Source organism: Nitrospira japonica (assembly GCF_900169565.1).
Taxonomy (GTDB): Bacteria; Nitrospirota; Nitrospiria; order Nitrospirales; family Nitrospiraceae; genus Nitrospira_C; species Nitrospira_C japonica_A.
Genome location: NZ_LT828648.1, coordinates 2,453,639 through 2,474,125 on the forward strand (window position 1 = coordinate 2,453,639; position 20,487 = coordinate 2,474,125).

The window sequence follows — 20,487 nt, forward strand, 5'->3', positions numbered from 1 at the left end:
GTCGTACCGGGACGAAGCAGTGGGAGCGCGTGGATCTCGGCGGGTTCGAACGGTATCGCCGCTATGCGGGCGGTCACGTCGTCGAGGAGATCGAGACGCATCATGTCACGGGTGACTCGCGGAGGTTCTTGCTCGTGGATGATGTGCTCAGGACGGACCATCCGCGGCTGTCGACGGGCGCGCACTATCGCTACCAACTCGGCAATCATCTGGGATCCGCCTGTCTTGAGCTCAATGACGATGCCGAGGTCATTTCCTACGAGGAGTACCACCCCTACGGAACGAGCGCGTACCGGGCGACGAACAACGCGGTCGAAGCGCCGATGAAACGGTACCGGTATACGGGCATGGAACGGGACGAGGAAAGCGGACTCAATTATCACTCTGCGAGGTATTACGCCCCTTGGTTGGGACGATGGGTCAGCGCCGATCCCTTCAGCCTGATCGATGGAGGAAATCTCATCGGCTATGCGTTGGACAATCCCATCGGACGCACGGATACAAGCGGTCTCGCCAGCACGGGAGAAGTGACCGAATTCGATTCAGACAAGCTGATCAAAGAGTTCGACGCACTGCCGAATGTATCGGGCGATTGGATCGAGGCCCACAAGAAATTCAACGAGACAGTTCAAGCTAATTTGCTGGAAGAGCCCACGCCCACGACGGCACGGGAAAAGTCCGTTGACGCCGATATCGAAACCGAGGCGCATGATCGCGCCGTCGTCAACATCGTGAATGCCGCGATTGACACCGCGTCCGCGTTGGTCAGGTCCAAGGGAATCGAGGTGTCCGAGCATGATCTGCTCAAGATTGCTCTGCAGATGGTCGTCTACCCCTATCGGACGGGTCATGGCCTGACCGAGAATCTGATTTTGAGGGACGTCGATCACTTTCTGACCGGCAGAATTCAGGCTTGGCGAGATTATGTGCCCAGAATTCCTCTGGTCGATATTGCCCCACTTGGGAAGGGGGCCACGAACGATCCCGGAATCATCTTGCTCGGCAACTATGCGGCGATGGTCTATGACGACATCAAGCGTGTATCGTTTCGCACGCATCCCAAGCCGGATGAGAAACATGCCAAGAGTTCCATGGATCAAGACTCCAAGCCGGCCTCGGCGCCGGGCGGCCGGTTTTGGGCCTATTTCGGAGGAGACTTACTGACGACCCGCGACCATCCGAGCGAATCGGCCGCCCCCTGGAAATTGAAGATTTCGTATGACGACGTAAAGGCGGCGCGATCCACTTGGTCAGTCATGAAGACGGCGCTCGAAATCTCGTACGAGGTGGCAAAACAGAAAGCGGCCCAAACGCTACAAGAATTGATCGACGCGATCGAGAACATGGGGGATCCAACCGGCACGCTGCGGTTCATCGGAGAACGAATGCATGACTAGCGTTGCGCGGCATGTCGTGCCGTGTATGCAGATCGACGATGGGACAACCATGAGACGCTGCGACTTCTGAAGCCATGCTGTCAATCTTGCGGCCCATTGGGGCTCTTTTCATGCGCGAGAGTTGCGAAAGGATGTAGGTGAGCTGTGGCCAAAAACCGAAAAACCAAGCCGGCTGGTGCGGCAAAGTCGCGGAGCAAGACGCCTGCCGGACGATCGAAGAAACGAGAGACGAAGCTTGCGGATTCCGCCGCCTTCGTGGTCAGCGGCCGAATTCGCGACACGGACGATCGCCCCGTGGCCGGGGTACTGGTGCGCGCCTACGACCAAGACCTCCGTAAGAGCCAACTACTTGGTGACGATTGGACTGATGAACTGGGGCACTATCGGATTCCCTATCGCCGGACGGCGTTCTGCAGGGCCGACAAAGAAAACGCGGATCTGTATACGGTTGTCGTCAGCGCGGACGAGCGTGAGCTGCTCCGCTCATCCGTGCTCTTCAACGCACTCGCGGAGACTCAGATCGACCATGTGATCGCCGGCGTCGAGAATCGGGAATCCGAGTACGAGCATGTCTTGAAGGCCATTCGTCCGCTCCTTGCAGGGCAGGGCGAACGGGGGCAGGATCTGCCGGTCACGGAACTCACCGACAAGGACATCCTGTTTCTAACTCAAGACACGGGTGTTGCGTCCGAGCAGATCGCGCTGCTCGTCAAGGCCCATCAGTCCGCCGCGACGGTTCGACCGGACAAGACGGCCTCGACACACCGAGGTCGATCGGACGATCAGGCCGTTCCCGCAGAACTCTACTACGGCTGGTTTCGACAGGGTGTTCCGACCGAGCCGAAGGCACTTTGGTCGACCAAGCCCGACGACCTGATTGCCGCGTTCACCGCCGCGATCCAACGGAACATCGTGCCGCAACGATTGAGAGAGTGGTTGGACAAGCTGTCGGCTCTTGTCGAAGCGATGAACGTATCCACGGCACTGCAGCCGGCGGCTGACGGGCACAGGGCGTCTCTGGGCGATCTGTTGGCCACGATTCCGGGACGGCTCTCGACGAAGAAGGAACGCCTTGCAGCGGGAGCGCTCCTCGACACCGGCTTGACCGAGGCGAGTTTCGCCGGGCGACTTCGCGACGCGGGCTTCAGCGCCGGAGAGATCGCGTCCGTCCAGGTGACGCGGGCGCTTGGGGACTTGACCGGTGGAAACCGGACGTTGGTCCAGGAACTCCAGGCATTGCGCGGAACAACCAGCGATCCTTCCCTGCGGTTTCTCGCACCGGTGCCGCCGGCCCGTTGGCTGGAATTGGCCGTCAAGCACCGGTCCGATGGTCCGCTTGGAACCAGTCCGGAGATTCACGCCGAAGAACTCGAACGAGCCGTTGAGGCGCAACATCCGACCGCGGTTCTCGCCGCGCGCATTCAATCAGGTCATGTGGAACTGCACGATGCCGCTCTCAAGGCTGCGGCGGCGCTGCTGGCGTCGAACCCTGAGTTGGAATTGCAGGAGCGCAATGCGCGCGCAGTCGTTGATCGTCTCGAGGGCGTCAAGGATAAAGAGCGGCTCGTGAGCAACCTGCAAAAGATCCAGCGCGCGCAAAGGTTGGCCGGTGGGTGGCGCGAGGCGGGGCTGTTGCTCGATAAGGGTTTGGGGACGGCGAGGACCATCGTGCAACTCGGACCGAAGGCCTTTCAAGAATCCGTCGGGCCTGCGCTTTCCTCCGAGCGCGCGGCCGCCATCTATGCTCAGGCGCAGCGCACGCACGATACGGCGGTCGCGCTCATCGCCATGGCGTATGCCGATCGGGGCGCCGTGTTGGGTTTCACGGCAGCCGGAGAAAATGAACCAGACTCTCCGGATACGTCGAACTATCCGAATCTCCGCCGCCTCTTCGGCAATCTGACGACCTGTGAATGCGCGCACTGCCAGTCGGTCCTGAGTCCCGCCGCATATTTGGTCGACCTGCTTCGTTTTCTCGATCCGCAGAGCGACGCGACGCGTACGGTCACGCCCGCGTTGTCGACGCTGTTGGCGCGGCGGCCCGATATCGCGGACATCGAACTCACCTGCCGGAACACAACTCAGGAGGTGCCCTACATCGATCTCGTGCTCGAAGTGCTGGAGAATGCGATCGGCCTGCCGATCGAGATTTCTGCTCCCTACGGATTCGACCCGCAGGCTGATCTGGCGTTGAATCCGCTGCCGAGTCGCGTGATGACGGCGTTGCGTTCGGTGCTGGAGCGAAGCGCCATCTCGATCGATGAACCGCTTCGCATCGAGCGGTCCGCCAGGCAGTTGCTGATCGGGACCTTTACGGACTGGATGATTACCGATGGGGCGCGGTATTGGACGCTGCGCCACTTTCCACGATCGCTGACCTTGTGGCGTCTTGGCATCATTCCCAAGGTCTTGGACGTGACGGATTATGAGGCGGTTCGCCTTCAACTTGACCAAGGCCAATTGCCGAACGTCGATTGGGTGATTCCGTCTGACGGTAGTTCGCGCGACGGGAACCTCCCCCTCACGGGCACGCCGGCGGTGACGCCGGTGCAAGCCGGCGTCAGATGGACCGTCACGTATACGCGGGCCGTTCGAGTGACGTTTACGATGGCGGCCCCGATGAGCGCCATCATCCTGAGGTCGGCGGACGGAGGGCGGCAACTCGACGCCGGCCAGTATCCCACCGCCATGGCGCAGATGGTGTTCGTTGGGTTGAGGAGCGGACAGATTGTTGAACCACTGCGCAGCATGCTGCCGGAAGGCTTGCCGTACCGGATCGCCCAGGCCGGAGCCGACTGGGAGATTACGGTGGCCGACGAGGTGACGCTGCGCTTCGTTCCCGAGCGGCTGTTCATCGCCTCGCTGACCTACCAGACCTCCGACGCACGGGAGGACGCGCTGGCAAGCCCGGAAAACCGAAATCCTGAGGCCTACAACAGGCTGGATGGAACGGTCTATCCCTGGACGCTGCCGTTCAATCTTTGGCTCGAAGAGGTCAGGACGTTCCTCGATCGGGGCGGCGTGTCGCGTCGCCGACTGATGGAGCGATGCAAGCCGGCAACGCGGCTGGCCGATCACGCCATCGCGCGCGAAGTGCTCGGTCTCTCATTGGCGGAGGCGAATATCGTCACAGCGACGAATCCGCGTCCTCAATGGGAGTACTGGGGCCTGCTGGAGAACGGAAATCGCATTGTCGATCGCAATGAGGAGCACCTGATTGCTTCGGGATCATGGACCGACGTGCTGAACTTCAACGTGTCCATGCTGTTGCAGCAGTCCGGGCTGAGCTACCGCGAATTGCTCAATGTGCTGCAGACCCGGTTCGTTCGGGCCGTCGCGCCGGTGTTGACGCCGGTTGGCGGGGAGTGCAATCCCAGCGCCATGAGGCTTCCGGGATTGACCGCCGCGCATCTGGATCGCATCCACCGGTTCGTGCGTCTCTGGAAAAAGACCGGCGGCTCCCCCTTCGAACTCGATCTTGCGATCGCCGCCACGCCGGTCGATCGGACCAGCCTCAACGAGACCGCGCTCCTGCGCCTGTCGCATCTCCGGCAGTTGCACGAGTTGCTCGATCTTCCGGTTTCAGATCTTGCGGGCTGGTGGGGTTCGCTGACGGAGAGTTACGACGACTTTACGGCGGCGACGCGGCGGCCGGTCAAAAGCCTGTATGAACGCCTGTTCCTCAATCCCGCGGTCGCCAATCCGCCGGATCATGACTTCTCACTGAACGATCAACGATCTGAAATAGCCTATCAGACGCCCGGGACTCCTCCTGCGCTCGCGAGCAAAGCCGCGGCCGTGACCGCCGCGTTGGGCATTCCGCGGCCCGATTTCGACGCCCTCGTCGAACACCTGCTCGCGCAGCAAGAGTTGGATGATCCGCCTTCGTTAACGCTCAAGAATTTGGGCGTGCTGATTCGCAACGTCTCCATGGCCAAGGCCTTGCGCCTGTCGATTGCCGACTTCATTCGCCTGAAGCGCGTGACCGGGATCGATCCGTTTTCCAGTCCAGCCCAGGCGATCACATTCGTCGAACAGGCACAAGTGATCGCGAAAAGCGGATTTCCGATCGAAACGCTGCAATACCTGTTGCAATATGCGCTCGGTGACGAGCCGAATCCGCTGCTTCCCGTCGAGTGGCTGTCCGGTACGATGGCGAGCCTTCGCGAGGATCTCCAGGTCGTGCAGCATGACGTCGCCGGCGCTGATCGTCCGGGAGAAACTCTCGCCAAGGTGCTTGCGGGCTTGGGCTGGTATGACGAACTGGTCAAAGAGGCGGTCGACCTGTTGGGATTGTCCGACCGGCTCACGGTGACGGTGCCGGGAAGTCCTGCGGTCGTCGTTCCACCGGCTCTTGCCGGTTTCGTCGTGTATCGTAGGGCCGACGGCCTGCTGATCGGATCGCCCGCGCTCAGTGCCAATCAATGGAACGCATTCGATCTGGCGAACGCCGCCTTGCCGCCGGCGAGGGTTGCCATTACCCTGTTGCGCGCAAAGATCGACGCCTTCATGGTCGCGTTGCCTGCTTTGGCGCACCGCCTGCAGTCATTCGAGCTTCCGGTGTTCCGGGTCGCCTATATCCAGCCTCCGCCGGCCATCCCCAAGAACTTGTCGCGCCGCTGTTATTTCGACAAGGGTTCGAAGGAGATCGTCTTCGTCGGATGGATGAGCGACGATCAGCAGGCGGAGTTCGCCGCGGTTCTGTCCCTGCCGGTCGCGGCCGCCCTCAAAGCGAAGTCGGATCAGTATGCGGAGACGGTTCCATTGAATCGTTTCTTCCCGGCCGAGAGCGATATTCGTGCCCTCTTTGCAGTGGATCAGGCGCCCGAGACACGGGTCGAACAGGTCCTGCAACGTCTGCTTCCCTACCTGCGTCGCAAGGCCGCGGCAGAAAGCCTTGCGCAGGCCCTTGAACTGGATCGAACCCTCGTCGACGGCTTGCTGTCGACCGGACTGGACCGCGTCTCGACACTGGAAGCGTTGGTCGACGACGAGTTTGCAAACAGCGATGCGCGTGTGACGCCGACTCCGGCTACTTTTCCGCGTCAAGCCCGCGCGTTGTGCAAGCTTCATAAGGCGGCGCTCGTCTATCGAACCGTCAAGCTTCGTCCGGACGAAGTGTCGTGGCTGCCGCCCGCCGTTCTTCAATCCATCGCATTCGACGTTCCTCCGCTCGATGCGTTCCCGAGCGCGACTGGAGACGCGGACGTTCCTTACGACGCCTGGCGGCGATTGGCTCAATTGTTTGAATTGCGGGAGCGACCCTCTGTCGGATCGAAATTGATCGCCAGGCTTCACTCGCTCATGGCCGTCGAGCCGGCCACGCTGGTTGAGGTCCAGGCGGACGCCACCGCACAGATCGCCTACCTGGCGGCCGGTCTGGACAGTTCGGTCGACGACCTGTCGTGGGCGGCGCAGACACGACTGAATCTGCAATGGCCGGCCGACTATCAATCCGCCGTCCGGATTGCGGCGGTGATCGCCTGGCTGGCGAAGTGGACGCTCGCCAGTGCGATGCGCGTGTCGGCCGACGATGTGACCGACGCGATGACCAAGTTGAATGTCGCATGGCCGGCGGAATTGCGGAACCCGTTACGGCTCGATGCCTTGCTGCAGTTGCTGTCGACGGTGCGGAAGCTCGGGGGAAAGGCGAGCGAGTGCTTTGCCCTCGCCGAAGACACGGCTCCGGCCCCCGGGGTGCTTGCCCGACCGGGGCCAAGCGAAGTGAAGGTCGCGCGCGGGCTCTTGCGCGCGCGATCCGAGGGCCATACCTGGCTGCAACGGCTCAGGCCCATCTCGGACGGGCTGCGGCACAAGCAGCGCGATGCGTTGGTCGCCTATCTGATCGCCAATCCCCCGGCTAACGCGGTGGCGAAAGGATTATGGAAGGACGCAAACGATCTGTATGAGCATTTCCTGATTGATCCGCACATGAGCGCATGCAAGGTCAGTACGCGTATTCTCCACGCGATCAGTGCCGTCCAGTTGTTCGTGCAGCGGTGTTTGATGAATCTTGAGGACGGCGTGTCGCCGGCGTCCATCAACGCCGAGCGCTGGAGATGGATGAAGAACTACCGGGTGTGGGAGGCCAACCGGAAGGTGTTTTTGTATCCGGAAAACTGGATCGAGCCGGAGTTGCGCGATGACAAGTCCGAGCTGTTTATGGAGTTGGAAGGGCAGTTGCAGCAGAGCGAGTTCGATAACGAGCGGGCAGAGGAACTCCTCAAGGTGTATCTCAAGCAACTCGAGGACATCTCCAGTCTTGCGGTGGTTGGCATGTATGTGGACAACGAGGCATCGGAAGGCGAACCCGAGGTCCGTATCCATGTGCTCGGCCGCACGCGAAACCGTCCGTCGCGGTTCTACTATCGGCGTTGGGTGTTGACCCAGAGGACGAACCGTTGGGAGCCGTGGGAGCACGTGGCCCTGGAGGGCGTCAAGTCGGACCATGTGTTGCCGTTCGTCATGCGCGGCGACGTGTACATCGCGTGGCCGGAGATCACGCAACTGGCGGCGGAGCCCGGGGTGGGGGGTGCGACGGCGCCGGGAGCAAAATGGCGGGTTCAAATGGCTTGGATTCGCCGCACGACCCGCGGCTGGACCGATCGGCTCATGGGCAGCGACGTCTTTGAGCATCCCTGGGTCTACGGCAAGGACGAAAACCAGACCTTCACGTTCAGAGTCAGGAACAGCGTGCCGGGTTCGATGGACATCGACTGTTACGGTGCCAAGCGTGAAGGCGAGTTGTTGTACGACGCCCCGTCTACGGCCGATATCAACCCCTTCAGAACATTCTTTCTGATGATCCCCAGTGCCCCGTGGATCACGGTCGCGGTGTCGGGCGTCGTCTATGCTTCCTATGCGAATGGCACGGTCTTTCGTCCGCTCGGAAATGCCTCCGTGCGCGTCTATGTCAAGCTCAACGGCACCCCGGACGAGATCACGACGGCTACGAATGACGTCAAGTGGGATGAAGAACACGGACTTGGATTGTCCGGCGCACCCGCTTATCGCAGTACGGTGGATACATCGACCGTCACGGATGCCAACGGCAACTTCACCCTCACATTGAGCCTGGCCGCATGGCTGTACGGCAGCGATCTCTTCGGCAACCATGATGTGGGCTACTATCGGCAGAGCGTCCTGAAAACGAATCCGACCTTTGAACTATCCGTGTCGTTCGGCAGCGCACCGTCCCAGTCCAAAAGCTTCCCATACAAAGATTCGTCGTCGAATGAGGTGTACCAGCACCACTCCCGGCTATCCTTTCAACAAAACTTCATCATCGGCATCGGGGGCGCTGCGCCGGGCGGCGACGCCGACCGCCCGGTCTCGATCGTGCCGATCAGGAAGTTCCGCATCTATGCCGCAGACGATGCGGAATGGTTGCCGTTGGCGACGCCATTGCCGGCTCCGCCGTCCGGCGCGCTTACCTACGGTTCTGGTTTCAAGTTCACGGGAGCCAATCAATCATCCGCATTGACCTTGTCCGGCGCCGGCGGCGGCAACGCCGCGACGGTGTGGACCGGAGTGTCGCCGTCGTATTCATTGCTGCCGGCGGCTCCCTTCGAATCTCAGGCCGCCGAGGTGGTCGTCTATCGCGATCCGCAGAACAGCTATTTCATCCGCTGGGAAAACACGAATGCCGATCCGGCCGGCTCGCAAGGACGCCTGCAGATCGTTGTGAACGGGCATCCCCGCGCGGGTGAATTGCGCCGTGAAGTCTCGATTGGAGGAGTGCCGAAACTCTTCGAGCTGATTCAGCAAACCTGGCAGCACGCGGCGAATTTCGACATCCATACTCCCGGCTCGTCCGTCGACCTCGATCGGTCGCTTCCGCGGCCCGCCATCTACTTCGAACCGGAACAGGCGCATTCGCCGTATGCCGGCTATAACACGGAACTGTTCTTCCACTTGCCGATGCTGGTCGCAGGATTTTTGAGCAGCAACCAGCGTTTTGCCGACGCGCAGCAGTGGCTGCATTTCATTTTTGATCCGACCACCGAAGATGCCGTGAACGGGAACCAGCGCTACTGGCGCTACCTGCCGTTCCGCACCCAGAGCATGACGACTCCGATCGAAGAATTGCTCGCCCTCTTGGGCGATTCCGGCGTGCCGGCGACCGACGGCCGGAAGCAGCAAATCACCGCGCAAATCGACGTGTGGTCGAAGAACCCGTTTCGTCCGCACGCGGTTGCGCGCATGCGTCCACGGGCCTATCAGATCAACGTCGTCTTCAAGTATCTCGACAACTTGATCGCGTGGGGCGACTCGCTGTTCAGGCAATACACGACTGAATCCGTCAATGAAGCGACGCAGTTGTATGTCCTGGCGGCGAAGCTGCTGGGGCCCCGTCCGCAGTCGATTCCACGCGCGCGACAACCTCAGCCGCTGACCTATCGCCGAGCGAACGATCGGTGGGATGAGTTCTCGAACGCATGGCTCGAGTTGGAATCGAACTTGCCGACGGGCGGGCGTATAGCCGGATCGTGGGGTATGTCAATGCACGGGGACAAGGGCCTCTCTACGATATCGAGCGTCGGATTGCTGTATTTCTGCGTGCCGCGCAATGAAAAGCTTGCGGTGTATTGGGACAAGGTGGATGAACGCCTCTTCAATATCAGACACTGTCGCAACATCGACGGCGCCGAGCAGCCGCTGCCGTTGTTCCAGCCGCCGATCGATCCCGCATTGCTGGTACGCGCGACGGCGGCGGGCCTCGACATCGGGGCCGTGTTGGCCGAGGCCGCGGCGCCGATTCCGTACTACCGATTCGGTGTTGTAATGGGGAAGGCCATGGACCTGTGCAATGAGGTGCGAGGGCTCGGTGGGGCCTTGTTGGCCGCATTGGAAAAGAAGGACGCGGAGCAATTGTCCCGATTGCGGTCGAATCAAGAGATGGACGTGCTGAATCTGGTGTCGGCGGTCAAAGAAGCGCAGATTGCGGAAGCCAATGCAAACATCGATGCGCTGCGTCAGAGCGAACAGGCGGCCACGGCACGGTTTACTCAATACCAGCGGTTACTAGGCAACAACAGCGCGCAGGTGCCGGACGATTTTGGCGCCGACGTCGAGCAGACATCCGCCGTCGCCGTGGCCAAGGCCGACTCCTCGAGTGAACTGACGAATTTGGGGCTGACGCAAGCGGAGCTCGATCAAATAGGATGGTCGGATACGGCGATGACCTACGCGACGGTCGCCGGAGCATTCAATACCGCATCGGGCATTCTGTTCGCATTTCCGGACATCAGCGCCGGTACGCCATTTTTCCAATCGAAGTTCGGCGGAACCAATCTTGGCTACGTCGCGAATGCGATCGGTTCATTCTTCAGCATTTTGGAGCGAAACGCCGTCCACCAATCGAGTCGATCCGCCGCGATCGGGCAATACCAGAGGCGCCAGGACGAGTGGGTGTTCCAGAGCCGCATGGCGCTCAAGGAGATTCAGCAGATCCGCCGTCAGATCATCGCGTCAACGATTCGCGCGGATATCGCCGCCAAAGAACTGGACAACCACAAGAAGCAGATCGAGCAGGCCGAGGAGACGGACCGATTCATGCGTGATAAGTACACGAATCAGGAGCTGTATCACTGGATGACGCAGCAGCTCTCCGGCGTATATTTTCGCGCGTATCAAATAGCCTACGACTGCGCAAAGCGCGCCGAGCGGGCGTTTCAGTTTGAACTTGGACTGCGGCAGTCGAGCTACATTCAGTTCGGCTACTGGGATAGTTTGAAGAAGGGGCTCTTGTCGGGAGAACGATTGGGACAGGACCTGCGGCGCATGGACGTGGCGTATCTGGACCAGAACAAGCGGGAGTATGAGATCACAAAACATGTGTCCCTTCTGCAGCTCGATCCCCTGGCGTTGGTGGTGCTGCGCGAGTCGGGCCGTTGCGAGTTTGCCGTGCCGGAGGCCTGGTTCGACATGGACTATCCCGGTCACTACATGAGACGGCTGAAGTCGGTGAGCGTGACGATTCCGTGCGTCGTCGGTCCCTATGCCACCGTGTCCTGTACGGTCACGCTGCTGAAGAGCCAGATCCGCCACAGCAATTCCCTTGACGGCGGGTATGGCCGCGACGCCCAACAGGATGACCCGCGTTTTTCCGATCTGTTCGGCCCGATGCAGTCCATGGTGACCAGCGGCGGACAGAGTGACAGCGGAATGTTCGAGACGAACCTGCGGGACGAGCGCTATCTGCCCTTCGAAGGCGCCGGGGCGGTCAGTTCATGGCGGCTGGAATTGCCGACGGACTTCAAGACGTTTGACCACGATTCGATCTCCGACGTGATTCTGCATCTGCGCTACACCGCCAGGGAAGGCGGCGAAGGGCTGCGTGCGGCCGCCGCCGGCGATCTGCAAACCGCCGTCAATGAGATGGTCGCCAATGAAGGTGGAAAAGGCGTGACCCGATTGTTCAGTCTCCGGCACGAATTTCCGACCGAGTGGCAGCGATTTCTGAACGTGGCCGCGGAAGGCACGGGAGATCATAAACAGGCTCTGTCATTCGGGCCTGAGCGGTTTCCGTTTTTCCTGCGCGACCGGTTTGCGGCGGGCAAGGTCAAGGTGAGCAAAGTGCATCTCTTCTCGACATTCACGAGGAAACCGGCCGACGACGGTGCGCTCTATCTCACACCGCCGGGGAATGCCTTCGATGAACAGGAAGACAGGATAGACCTTTCTGCGCGCGACGAATATGGAGACGCCTTGTATGGTCAACGGAGCTTTCAGCAGCCAAAGACCGTCGGAACCTGGACCGTCCTCGCCACGGCCGCAGATTTCGACGCACTGAAGAACGAGTCGGGGGACGTCCTGTTACGGGATGTCTTCGTCTGTTTTGAGTTGACCATTGCATGAGTGCCGGACGTTTCAAGGCGAGGAATCGACAAACATATGCGTGCGGCGTCGCGAGAACGCGGTGATCCGTTTTATTGCGGATTGTTCGGCATGCGGCATTTGATGCCGGGCAGGAAGGTGCAGGCGGTTTTGGCGCAGCTCGACCTGATGCGGTTCATCGCTTCGGTTTGTTGCGCGTCGTGGTCGAGCCACGTCTGCTCCTCCTTGGTCATGCGCCCCACTTCCTTCACATAGAGACCCCAGAGAGCCTTGCACCGCAGGTCCTTTGCGGCTGCGTCGCGCATGTCCGCCGCGTTGCACGCGGCCCCGAAATGCCCGAAGTACTGCTGGGCCTTGTCGTCATGCATCTGCCAGTTGGCATCGTCGTCATCGACGAGCCGCAGTTCGTCGCTGTAGTGCTTCCACAGCTCGGTGCAGGACGCGGTGAGCACGGCTTCGGGGATGGAATCCTGTACGGGAGACGGATCGTCGTCACGGTCGAAGAACGCGCATCCCGCCGTCATGGTCAGTACCAGAAACAGGAGACAGGCGCGCATGGCGAAAGCATATTGAAACGGCGAACGGGATGCAAGCGTGCGGGGGATGTCATGAGCTTGACACTCCGCGGAGACCCATCGTAGTTTGTCGCTCGATGGGTCATCTCCTCCCGCTCCACGTCGGCGACTCGCGGCTGGGCCGAATGTGCCTGTTCCTCCTCATCGGTGTGGTCGTATTTCTGATCGAGAGCCTCTCTCATGCGACGGCGGCGACCGAGTACGAAACACCGGAGCCGAGAACGATCGAGGATGCGCTCCCGCCCGAGTTGCGCGACGTGCCGCACGGCCGCATCGAAGCGCCAGTTCAGCACGACGGCTACATGCACGGCTATACGGTCGATACCGATTTCGGCGTGTATCTGGCGCACGGCGACACGATGTTTCGGCGCCTGCGGCTTGAATTGACCGCCATCGCGGATCTCCGGGCGCGGTTCGCGCCGAAGGTCGCCGTCGAATCGGCGGTGAAGGTCGTTGTCAGGCCCATCCATGCGGTGGGCCGTCTTGCGTCGGAGCCGCTGGATACGCTGGCCGGTATGCCGCGCGGCGTGTACCGCTTGATTGAATCCAGCGTCACCGGCATGTTCCGTGATTCCAGCCAGTACGAGGACTCGGACTTCAAGAACCTGGTCCAGGTTGCCGCCTACAAACGCCGTATCGCGGCTCATTACGACGTGGACGTGTACTCGTCGAATCCCATTCTCCAGTTGGAGCTGGATCGCGTGGCCTGGGCGAGCTTGGCCGGGTATACGACGACGTTCGCCATGCTGCTCGTGCCGGTTCCCAATCCGCTCCCGCTGGCGGTCGTGAGTTTGAACAGCGTCGAGGTGTTGAACCGCGTGCTCGAAGAACGGGGTCCGGACGATCTGCGCCTCCTCAATCGAAGGCAGCTGCGGGCCATGGGAATCAAGGAGGAGCTGATCGAGAAATTTCTCGATCAGCCGTACTATTCACCCCGCCATCAAACCATCATCGTCGCCTGCCTCGGGACGTTGACCGAAACCAAGCGGCGGGACCGGTTTCTGACGGTGGCGTTGAACGCGTTGTCCGAGGAGGAGGCCTTCTTTTACCAGCAGGCGGCGGAACTGCTGCAGGCCTACAACAGAGAAGAGTCTTCCATCACCGAGATCACGATATTCGGCCGAGTTCCGTTGGGACGCACGAAGGATCGATCGGCGATCTTTCCCGCTCCGGTCGATTACGCCATCTGGACGGACAAGACCGAAGCGGTCGTGAACCGACTGGTGTCCGCCGTTCGCCATCGGAAGCGAAGCGCGCGCGTCGAGATGTGGATCGCCGGATCGCTTTCGCCTCGCGTGCGTCAAGAATTGCGCGAGCGTAAAATTGTGACGAAGGAACAGATGCAGAACAAGATGCAGTTGGTCGACTGACGGAGCGGATGGACGAACGGATTACTGCGGACCGGAGAGGTCGTGTTGCAGATCGGCGCGGCGTTTTTCCTTCTCCGCCCGCTGTTCTTCCACGAGCTTGTAGGCGATGTAATACTTGTAGATGTTGGCCACGTACGTGACGGTCTCTTCGCCGATGCGCCGTGCGGCGATGAGTTCGACGTTATTGAACCACACGTTCGGATTGAGTCCCCGTTTCTCGGCTTCCTTCCTGAGCTTTTGCACCCGCGCCGGCCCCGCATTGTACGCGGCGAACGAGAACAGAATCTTGTTCCGGCTGTCCATGTCCTCGTTCTCGAAGAACTGATCACGGATGTAACGGACATACTTGATGCCGGCGTGAATGTTGGGTTCAAGCTGTGTGATATCGCCGGTCTTCATTTCGTTTCCGGTCGCCGGCATCAACTGCATGACGCCGACCGCGCCGACATTGCTGCGCGCGTTCTGGTCGAGCAGCGATTCCTGATAGCCCTGGGCGATCATCAGGAGATAGTCCATCTCGTACTGAGCGCCGTACTTGCGGAACAAATCGACCGTCTTGGAGAATTTCTTGATCTCGGTGCCCGACGTGGCCTGCTTGACGATCCGCGGATTGCCGTCTCCGCCGTATTTTTTGACCAAGGCGTTGCCGAACTCGGACTTGCGCCCGTACTTTTTGGCGAATTCGTCGATCTCGGCCTTCAGCTTGGGGCTGTCCTTCCTGAGCATCCATGCGAAATCCCCGCCCGCGTTGAGCACGACCCCCTTGTGCGCAACGAGCTTTTTGAAGACTTTGGACCAGAGCAATGCTTGGTAACGATCGACGACGATGATTTCGACGAGCCCCGCGTTGACCATTTCCAACAAGTCGTCGTCCTGCAGATCCTCCGGCGCGGGTTTCAGGATCACCGGAGCCTTCTGTTCCTGAGCAAACTGTTCGTTGAGGCGCTCCAGGTGGCTCCAATAACTCGAGGACTTGCGGACGAACACCTCTTTGCCGGAGAGGTCGCTCAAGGACGTGATGTTGGGAGACGCGGGCCCTGTCACGACGATTTCCTTGACTCCGCGGAAGAACGGCTCCCCGAAGTCCACTTTTTCAAGCCGTTCCGGCGTCACGGTCAGGATGCCGGCTGCGATATCGCCGCGTCCCTCGAGCAATGCGGGAATCAGTTGGTCGCGGGATGTCGGAATGAAGACGACGTGGACGAGGATGTGCTTGTTGCGACTCTGGTACTTGGCGTTGATTTCCTCCTGAAATGCCTTCAGCAGTTCGTACTCGGCCCCGGTTTGTCTGGCCCCGTTGAGCCAGTATGACGTGCGCGACGGGGCCACGAGCGCCCGGATGACGCGGCGCTCGACCATGCCGTCGAGATCCCCGGTCCACGGCCGGAGAATGGACGACTGGACGAGGTCGTGATCGTCGGATGATTGAAGAGCGGCTGCGAGGGACTGTGGCGTCGGCAGGCCGACGAGAAAGAGCGAACCAAACAAGGCGGTGGCGAGAAATAACCGCTTCACGACGCTGTTCCGTATGAGGTCCCGTTCGAGCATCCGCCCCATGCGGGCGGGCAAAAGACTAGCACTCGTGAGAGGACCGGGTCAAGAATGTGGAATCCGAGCATCTGCGCCACGTCGGCACATCGAAAACGGGCGCCGGTGAGGGGAGAACTAGATGCGTTCCACGACGATCGCCAACGCCTCTCCTCCGCCGATACAGAGGCTGGCCAGTCCACGTTTGGCATCCATGGCCGGCATAGCGTGAAGCAGGGTGGTGAGGATTCGCGCGCCGGTCGCTCCGATCGGGTGCCCGAGGGAGACTGCGCCTCCGCGCACGTTGACCTTCCGGCCGTCGAGGCCGAGTTCGCGATTGACGGCCAGCGACACGGCGGAAAACGCCTCATTGATCTCGAACAGATCGATGTCCGTGAGCGAGAAACCGGTTTTCTTGAGCACGAGCTTGATCGCTTCCACCGGGGCAATCGTCAGCCATTCTGGGGCCAGCGCCGCCGACGCATACCCGACGATACGCGCCATTGGAGTCAGTCCGAGCGTCTCGGCTTCCTCCGACGCCATCACCACCAGGGCCGCAGCACCGTCGTTGCAGGACGGGGAATTCCCGACGGTCAACACTCCGTCCGGCCGGAACGCCGGGACCAGATGGCGCAGTTTACCCAAGTCGACCCGGTTGGGTTCCTCGTCGTCCGTCACCGTGCCTTTTCGCTGTACCACGTCAACCGGTACGATCTCAGACCTGAACAGTCCCGCTTCTATGGTCTGACGGGCCCGCCGATAGCTCTCGAGCGCAAAATCATCGAGCTCCTGCCGGGTCAGACCGTATTTCCCGGCGCAGAGCTCTCCGGCATCGCCCATGTGGAAATCGTTATAGACGTCCCATAGTCCGTCTTTGATGAGGCTGTCTACCAGCTCCGCGTGTCCCAGCTTGTATCCTTGCCGGGCCTTCTCCAGCAGGTAGGGCGCGCGCGTCATGTTTTCCATCCCGCCCGCGACCACGACGCGGGCTTCGCCCAAGGCGATGGCTTGCGCCGCCATCATGACGGTGGCGATGCTTGAGCCGCAGACCTTGTTGACCGTCGTGGCTCCCACGGAATACGGAATTCCTGCGCCGATCGAGGCCTGTCTGGCCGGGGCCTGGCCGAGTCCGGCACTGAGCACGCATCCCATCAACACCTGGTCGACACGATCCGGGGAGACACCGGTCCGGCGGAGTGCCTCCGCGATCGCAATACTTCCCAGTCTGGTGGCCGGCACGGTGCTGAACGCCCCGTTGAAGCTGCCCATCGGGGTTCGAACTGCGCTGACAATGACGGACTGCGGTTGGTTATTCATCGCGTTGATGGAACGGGCTGGACTTGCCGGACGAGACCGACTATTTCGGGTGATTCGCGGTCCCGGCTGCTGTTGGATCAGAATTCATGCCGGGCATGATCCCGTCCTCCAGCCAGGCGTAATCGCCGTTCATGATCGCCTTGGAAAGCCGATAGACGGCCGTATCACGGCCCGGCCGTCCGCCCCGCCCGGTCACGGATGATCCGGTGCGCAGACGGTCGGCCATGTCTTCGCAAAAATAATCGACCAGTTGACGGATGCCCGGCTTGATCCGCATCTCCGGCTGAGAAGCGAACCATAGCACTGCGGTCATGGGAAAGATCAGCAGGCTGTCGTCCACCAGGCCTTGAAGCTGGAGTTGTTTGTTGTGCAAGCCTTGCCGGTGGCGCAATGCCGCGACGAGCGTGGAGCGGCTCAACTTGCGCGACGCGGATTCGATCAGCCTCGTCCACCGCGCGTAATCCTTCCCGAAGAGGCCGCTGGGACCTTTTGCATGAAGGAGGGGAAGGCTCGAACGAAGACAGGCACGGCTGTAATACAATGCGGCCGCCGTCTTCTCCGACCACGAACCGTCCAACAGGGCCAGTCCCTGATCAATGTAGGGGGCCAGGGCTTCCCGCGCCATCCAGATACGCAAAATTTCGCTGGTCCCTTCCCATACCAAATTGATCCGCGCGTCGCGCATCATCCGCATTACGGGAACGGGAACCTCGCCGCTCTTTCTCTGGGAGTCGGCCGTCATGAAGCCGCGCCCGCCGCGCACCTGAAAGAGGTCGTTGACCGCCTCCCAGTACCATTCGCTGCCGATGATCTTGGCGGCCGCCGATTCGAGCCTGAGATCGCCCTTCTTGTTCGCCCAGGCCCCGCAATACGCCATGACGGCTTCGAGCGCCAGGGCGTAGGCGGCGGTCCGGCAGAGTTTCTCCCCGATCAGCGTGTGCTCCCCGATCGGCTTGTTCCACTGGACGCGGGCTTTCGCCCACCAACGCATGAGCGCGACGCATTGCTTGAGCCCGCCCAGGCAGGCGGCGGGGAGGGTGAGACGGCCTACGGTCAGGGTGGCGAGGGCGATGCGCAGGCCGTCCTCTTCACCGCCCAGACGGTTCTCAATCGGCACGTAGACCCGGTCGAAGGACGGCGCTCCATTATAGATGGCCCTGACGCCTTCGAAATGGAGCCGCGTCACGGAACAGCCGGGCCATTGGGTTTCCACGATGAACGCGCCGTAGCGTTTCGGCGCGCGCGAATCCTTCATGTCATCCGGCTTGTCTACGATTCTTGCGATGACGACCAGCATGGACGAGAGGAATTCGCCGTCCCGTTTGGCGGAATTCGTGATGAAAAACTTGTCTCCGGTGAGGCGATATCCCACGGTCTCGCCTCGTTCCAGCACGCGGACCGCGTACGTGTCGACCTTGGAAATGTCGCAGCCCACGTGACGTTCCGTGAGCGCAAAGCCGGAAATCTCGCCGCGCGCCAGCCGGGGGAGATACCGGGCTTTCTGGTCATCGGTGCCGAAGAGGCGCAGGGGTTCCGGGACGCCGATCGACTGCGCGGCCGACAAGAGGACGGTCAGCGAAGCGTCCACGCTGCCGCACAGGGTCGCGACCTGCTGGTATTCGGATTGGCTGAGCTCGAGGCCGCCGTAATATCGGGGAATTTTGATTCCGAAGGCGCCCAGACCGGCCAGGTCCTTGATCGTCGAGTCAGGCAGTTCTCCCTCCCGGTCGATGCGTTCCGCGTCGAGTGAAAGGAGCGCGGCTTTGAAACGCTCCAGGAATTCGAGCGCCGGGGGGCTGGTGGGGGGAATGCGGATTGAGGAAAACAGATGCCAGCGGATGTCGTGGACGAAGAGCCCTGCCAGGAAGCCCTGGTAGGCCGCCTTGTCCCGGGCGGTTTCCGCGACTGCGACAGAGCCCTGAAATACGTCCGATTGAGTCATGCGCGCCGGTTTTGAGCCAGACGGCGTTGCCGGTACCTTCCGTACCGATTCTACCTGAAGTAGGCTCGGGCCGCCATGGTTCAGGTTCATGAGGCGTTCCCCCCTCCATTGTGGGAGGCAAAACGGCGATCGGCGACTGCGTGGAAATGGTCCAGCCGTGGTACCATGGGGTGAAACGAACGGAGATCGCACGATGCGCAATGTCGTGGTCGTTGATGCGTTCCGAACGCCGCTCTGCAAAGAGGGAACGGATTTCAGCGGGACCGATGCGGAAGTGTTGGGCGCATGGGTCGTCCGCGAACTCATCATGCGATGTCACCGCTGGAACCTGCCGCTCACCACAATCGATTGCGTGCTCGGCAGCAACGTCGCGACGCCCATGCACGCCGTCAATCCGACGAGGGTGGCGGCCGTGACCGGCGGGCTGCCCGCGACGATTCCCGCCGACACCGTGGCAGGAAAGAATTGCGGCTCGGGCGTGACGGCGCTCTACTATGCAAGCCTTCGCATCCGAAGCGGTGACGCGGATACGGTGTTGGCCATGGGCATGGAGGCCATGAGCCGCATTCCGGTCGTCTACGACCGGACCGTCGCCGATCTCATACTTCGCTACGGGAAAGGCCGGACGTTCCGTGAACGGGCCGGCGCCGCCTTGTCGTTGATTCCCAAACTGCTCAATTTGAAACGGTATCCGCCCCGCGTGGGACTGGTCATGGGTCTCACTGATCCGATGTGCGACCTGATCATGGGATTGACCGCCGAGAACATTTCGAAGGACCCCGAACTGCGCATCAGTCGCGAGGAGCAGGACGCCTATGCGGTCCAGTCGCACCAGCGGGCGGCGCGCGCCTGGAAGAACGGCTTGTTCGCCGACGAGGTGGTCACGACGTACGTGCCCGAGCGACAGGCCTACGTTACTCACGACAACGGGATCCGCGAGGATGCGAGTCTTGAGACCTTCGGCGGCGTCAGACCGGTGTTCGACCGGTTCCACGGCTCGGTCACACCGGCGAATGCCTCCCAGATCACCGATGCCGCCGCCGCCATGCTGCTGATGGAAGAGGAAAAGGCCAAGTCGCTCGGGTTGCCCATTCTGGGATATGTGCGGGAGTACGCCGATTTCGGCTATGAGCCGTCCTGCATGGGGTTGGCTCCCGTCGGCGCCATCGCCTCCTTGCTGGCTAAGACCGGGTTGAGCCTGAAAGATTTCGCCGTTTGCGAGATCAACGAAGCGTTTGCTTCCGTGGTGTTGGGTATCACGCGCATCCTCGATTCTTCCGCACTCATGGAACGGAAGTTCGGGCGGTACGGCTGGACGGAACGGCTTGGGCACATCCCTTCCGACGATCTCAATCCCCACGGGGGTGCGATCGCGCTCGGCCATCCGGTGGGCGTGTCGGGGTTGCGGCTGGCAATGACGGCGCTCTACGAGCTCAGGAGACGCAATGCCCAGCGGGCTCTGATCAGCGCCTGCGTCGGCGGCGGGCAAGGCGTGGCGATGATCGTGGAAAGAAAGTAGG

The 20,487-nt window shown here is 61.1% G+C and carries 8 protein-coding genes; 4 read left to right on the top strand and 4 right to left on the bottom strand.

The window, feature by feature from the left end:
- Positions 1-29 precede the first annotated feature (29 nt).
- Both NSJP_RS11825 and NSJP_RS11830 read left to right on the top strand, forming a co-directional pair.
- Positions 30-1,397, top strand: a complete 1,368-nt coding sequence (locus NSJP_RS11825) for an RHS repeat-associated core domain-containing protein (protein WP_172834299.1) — start codon at positions 30-32, stop codon at positions 1,395-1,397.
- A gap of 144 nt (positions 1,398-1,541) precedes the next feature.
- The gene (locus tag NSJP_RS11830) at positions 1,542-12,257 is read left to right on the top strand and encodes a Tc toxin subunit A-related protein (protein ID WP_080887090.1); all 10,716 of its coding nucleotides are present in this window, start codon (positions 1,542-1,544) and stop codon (positions 12,255-12,257) included.
- 71 nt (positions 12,258-12,328) lie between these two features.
- Here the strand turns inward: NSJP_RS11830 and NSJP_RS11835 are convergent, their stop codons facing one another.
- Positions 12,329-12,793, bottom strand: a complete 465-nt coding sequence (locus NSJP_RS11835; protein WP_080887091.1) for a hypothetical protein — start codon at positions 12,791-12,793, stop codon at positions 12,329-12,331.
- Between the two features lie 95 nt (positions 12,794-12,888).
- Here NSJP_RS11835 and NSJP_RS11840 point away from each other — a divergent pair, with 95 nt between their 5' ends.
- Entirely contained in the window at positions 12,889-14,181 is a 1,293-nt protein-coding gene (locus NSJP_RS11840; protein ID WP_080887092.1) for a hypothetical protein, read from the top strand.
- Positions 14,182-14,202: 21 nt separating this feature from the next.
- Here the strand turns inward: NSJP_RS11840 and NSJP_RS11845 are convergent, their stop codons facing one another.
- From NSJP_RS11845 to NSJP_RS11855, 3 genes are all read right to left on the bottom strand, one after another.
- Positions 14,203-15,696: an MltF family protein gene (locus NSJP_RS11845; RefSeq protein WP_197685412.1), complete on the bottom strand. Its 1,494-nt coding sequence runs from the start codon at positions 15,694-15,696 to the stop codon at positions 14,203-14,205.
- A gap of 150 nt (positions 15,697-15,846) precedes the next feature.
- Positions 15,847-17,025 carry a thiolase family protein gene (locus NSJP_RS11850; protein ID WP_080887094.1) on the bottom strand — a complete coding sequence of 393 codons (1,179 nt, stop codon included), beginning with the start codon at positions 17,023-17,025 and terminating at the stop codon, positions 15,847-15,849.
- Between the two features lie 40 nt (positions 17,026-17,065).
- A complete protein-coding gene (locus tag NSJP_RS11855) occupies positions 17,066-18,967 on the bottom strand; it encodes an acyl-CoA dehydrogenase family protein (protein WP_172834300.1) in 1,902 nt (633 codons plus the stop codon).
- A 193-nt stretch (positions 18,968-19,160) separates the two neighbouring features.
- Between NSJP_RS11855 and NSJP_RS11860 the strand changes: the two genes are divergently transcribed.
- Positions 19,161-20,486, top strand: coding sequence for a thiolase family protein (locus NSJP_RS11860; protein WP_172834301.1), 1,326 nt, complete (start codon positions 19,161-19,163; stop codon positions 20,484-20,486).
- Position 20,487 lies beyond the last annotated feature (1 nt).

What these genes read in the sequence shown, in the direction of transcription:
- NSJP_RS11855 (WP_172834300.1), bottom strand. Translation starts at nt 18,967, where the DNA reads ATGACTCAATCGGACGTATTTCAGGGCTCTGTCGCAGTCGCGGAAACC.
- NSJP_RS11860 (WP_172834301.1), top strand. Translation starts at nt 19,161, where the DNA reads ATGCGCAATGTCGTGGTCGTTGATGCGTTCCGAACGCCGCTCTGCAAA.
- NSJP_RS11835 (WP_080887091.1), bottom strand. Translation starts at nt 12,793, where the DNA reads ATGCGCGCCTGTCTCCTGTTTCTGGTACTGACCATGACGGCGGGATGC.
- NSJP_RS11850 (WP_080887094.1), bottom strand. Translation starts at nt 17,025, where the DNA reads ATGAATAACCAACCGCAGTCCGTCATTGTCAGCGCAGTTCGAACCCCG.
- NSJP_RS11840 (WP_080887092.1), top strand. Translation starts at nt 12,889, where the DNA reads ATGGGTCATCTCCTCCCGCTCCACGTCGGCGACTCGCGGCTGGGCCGA.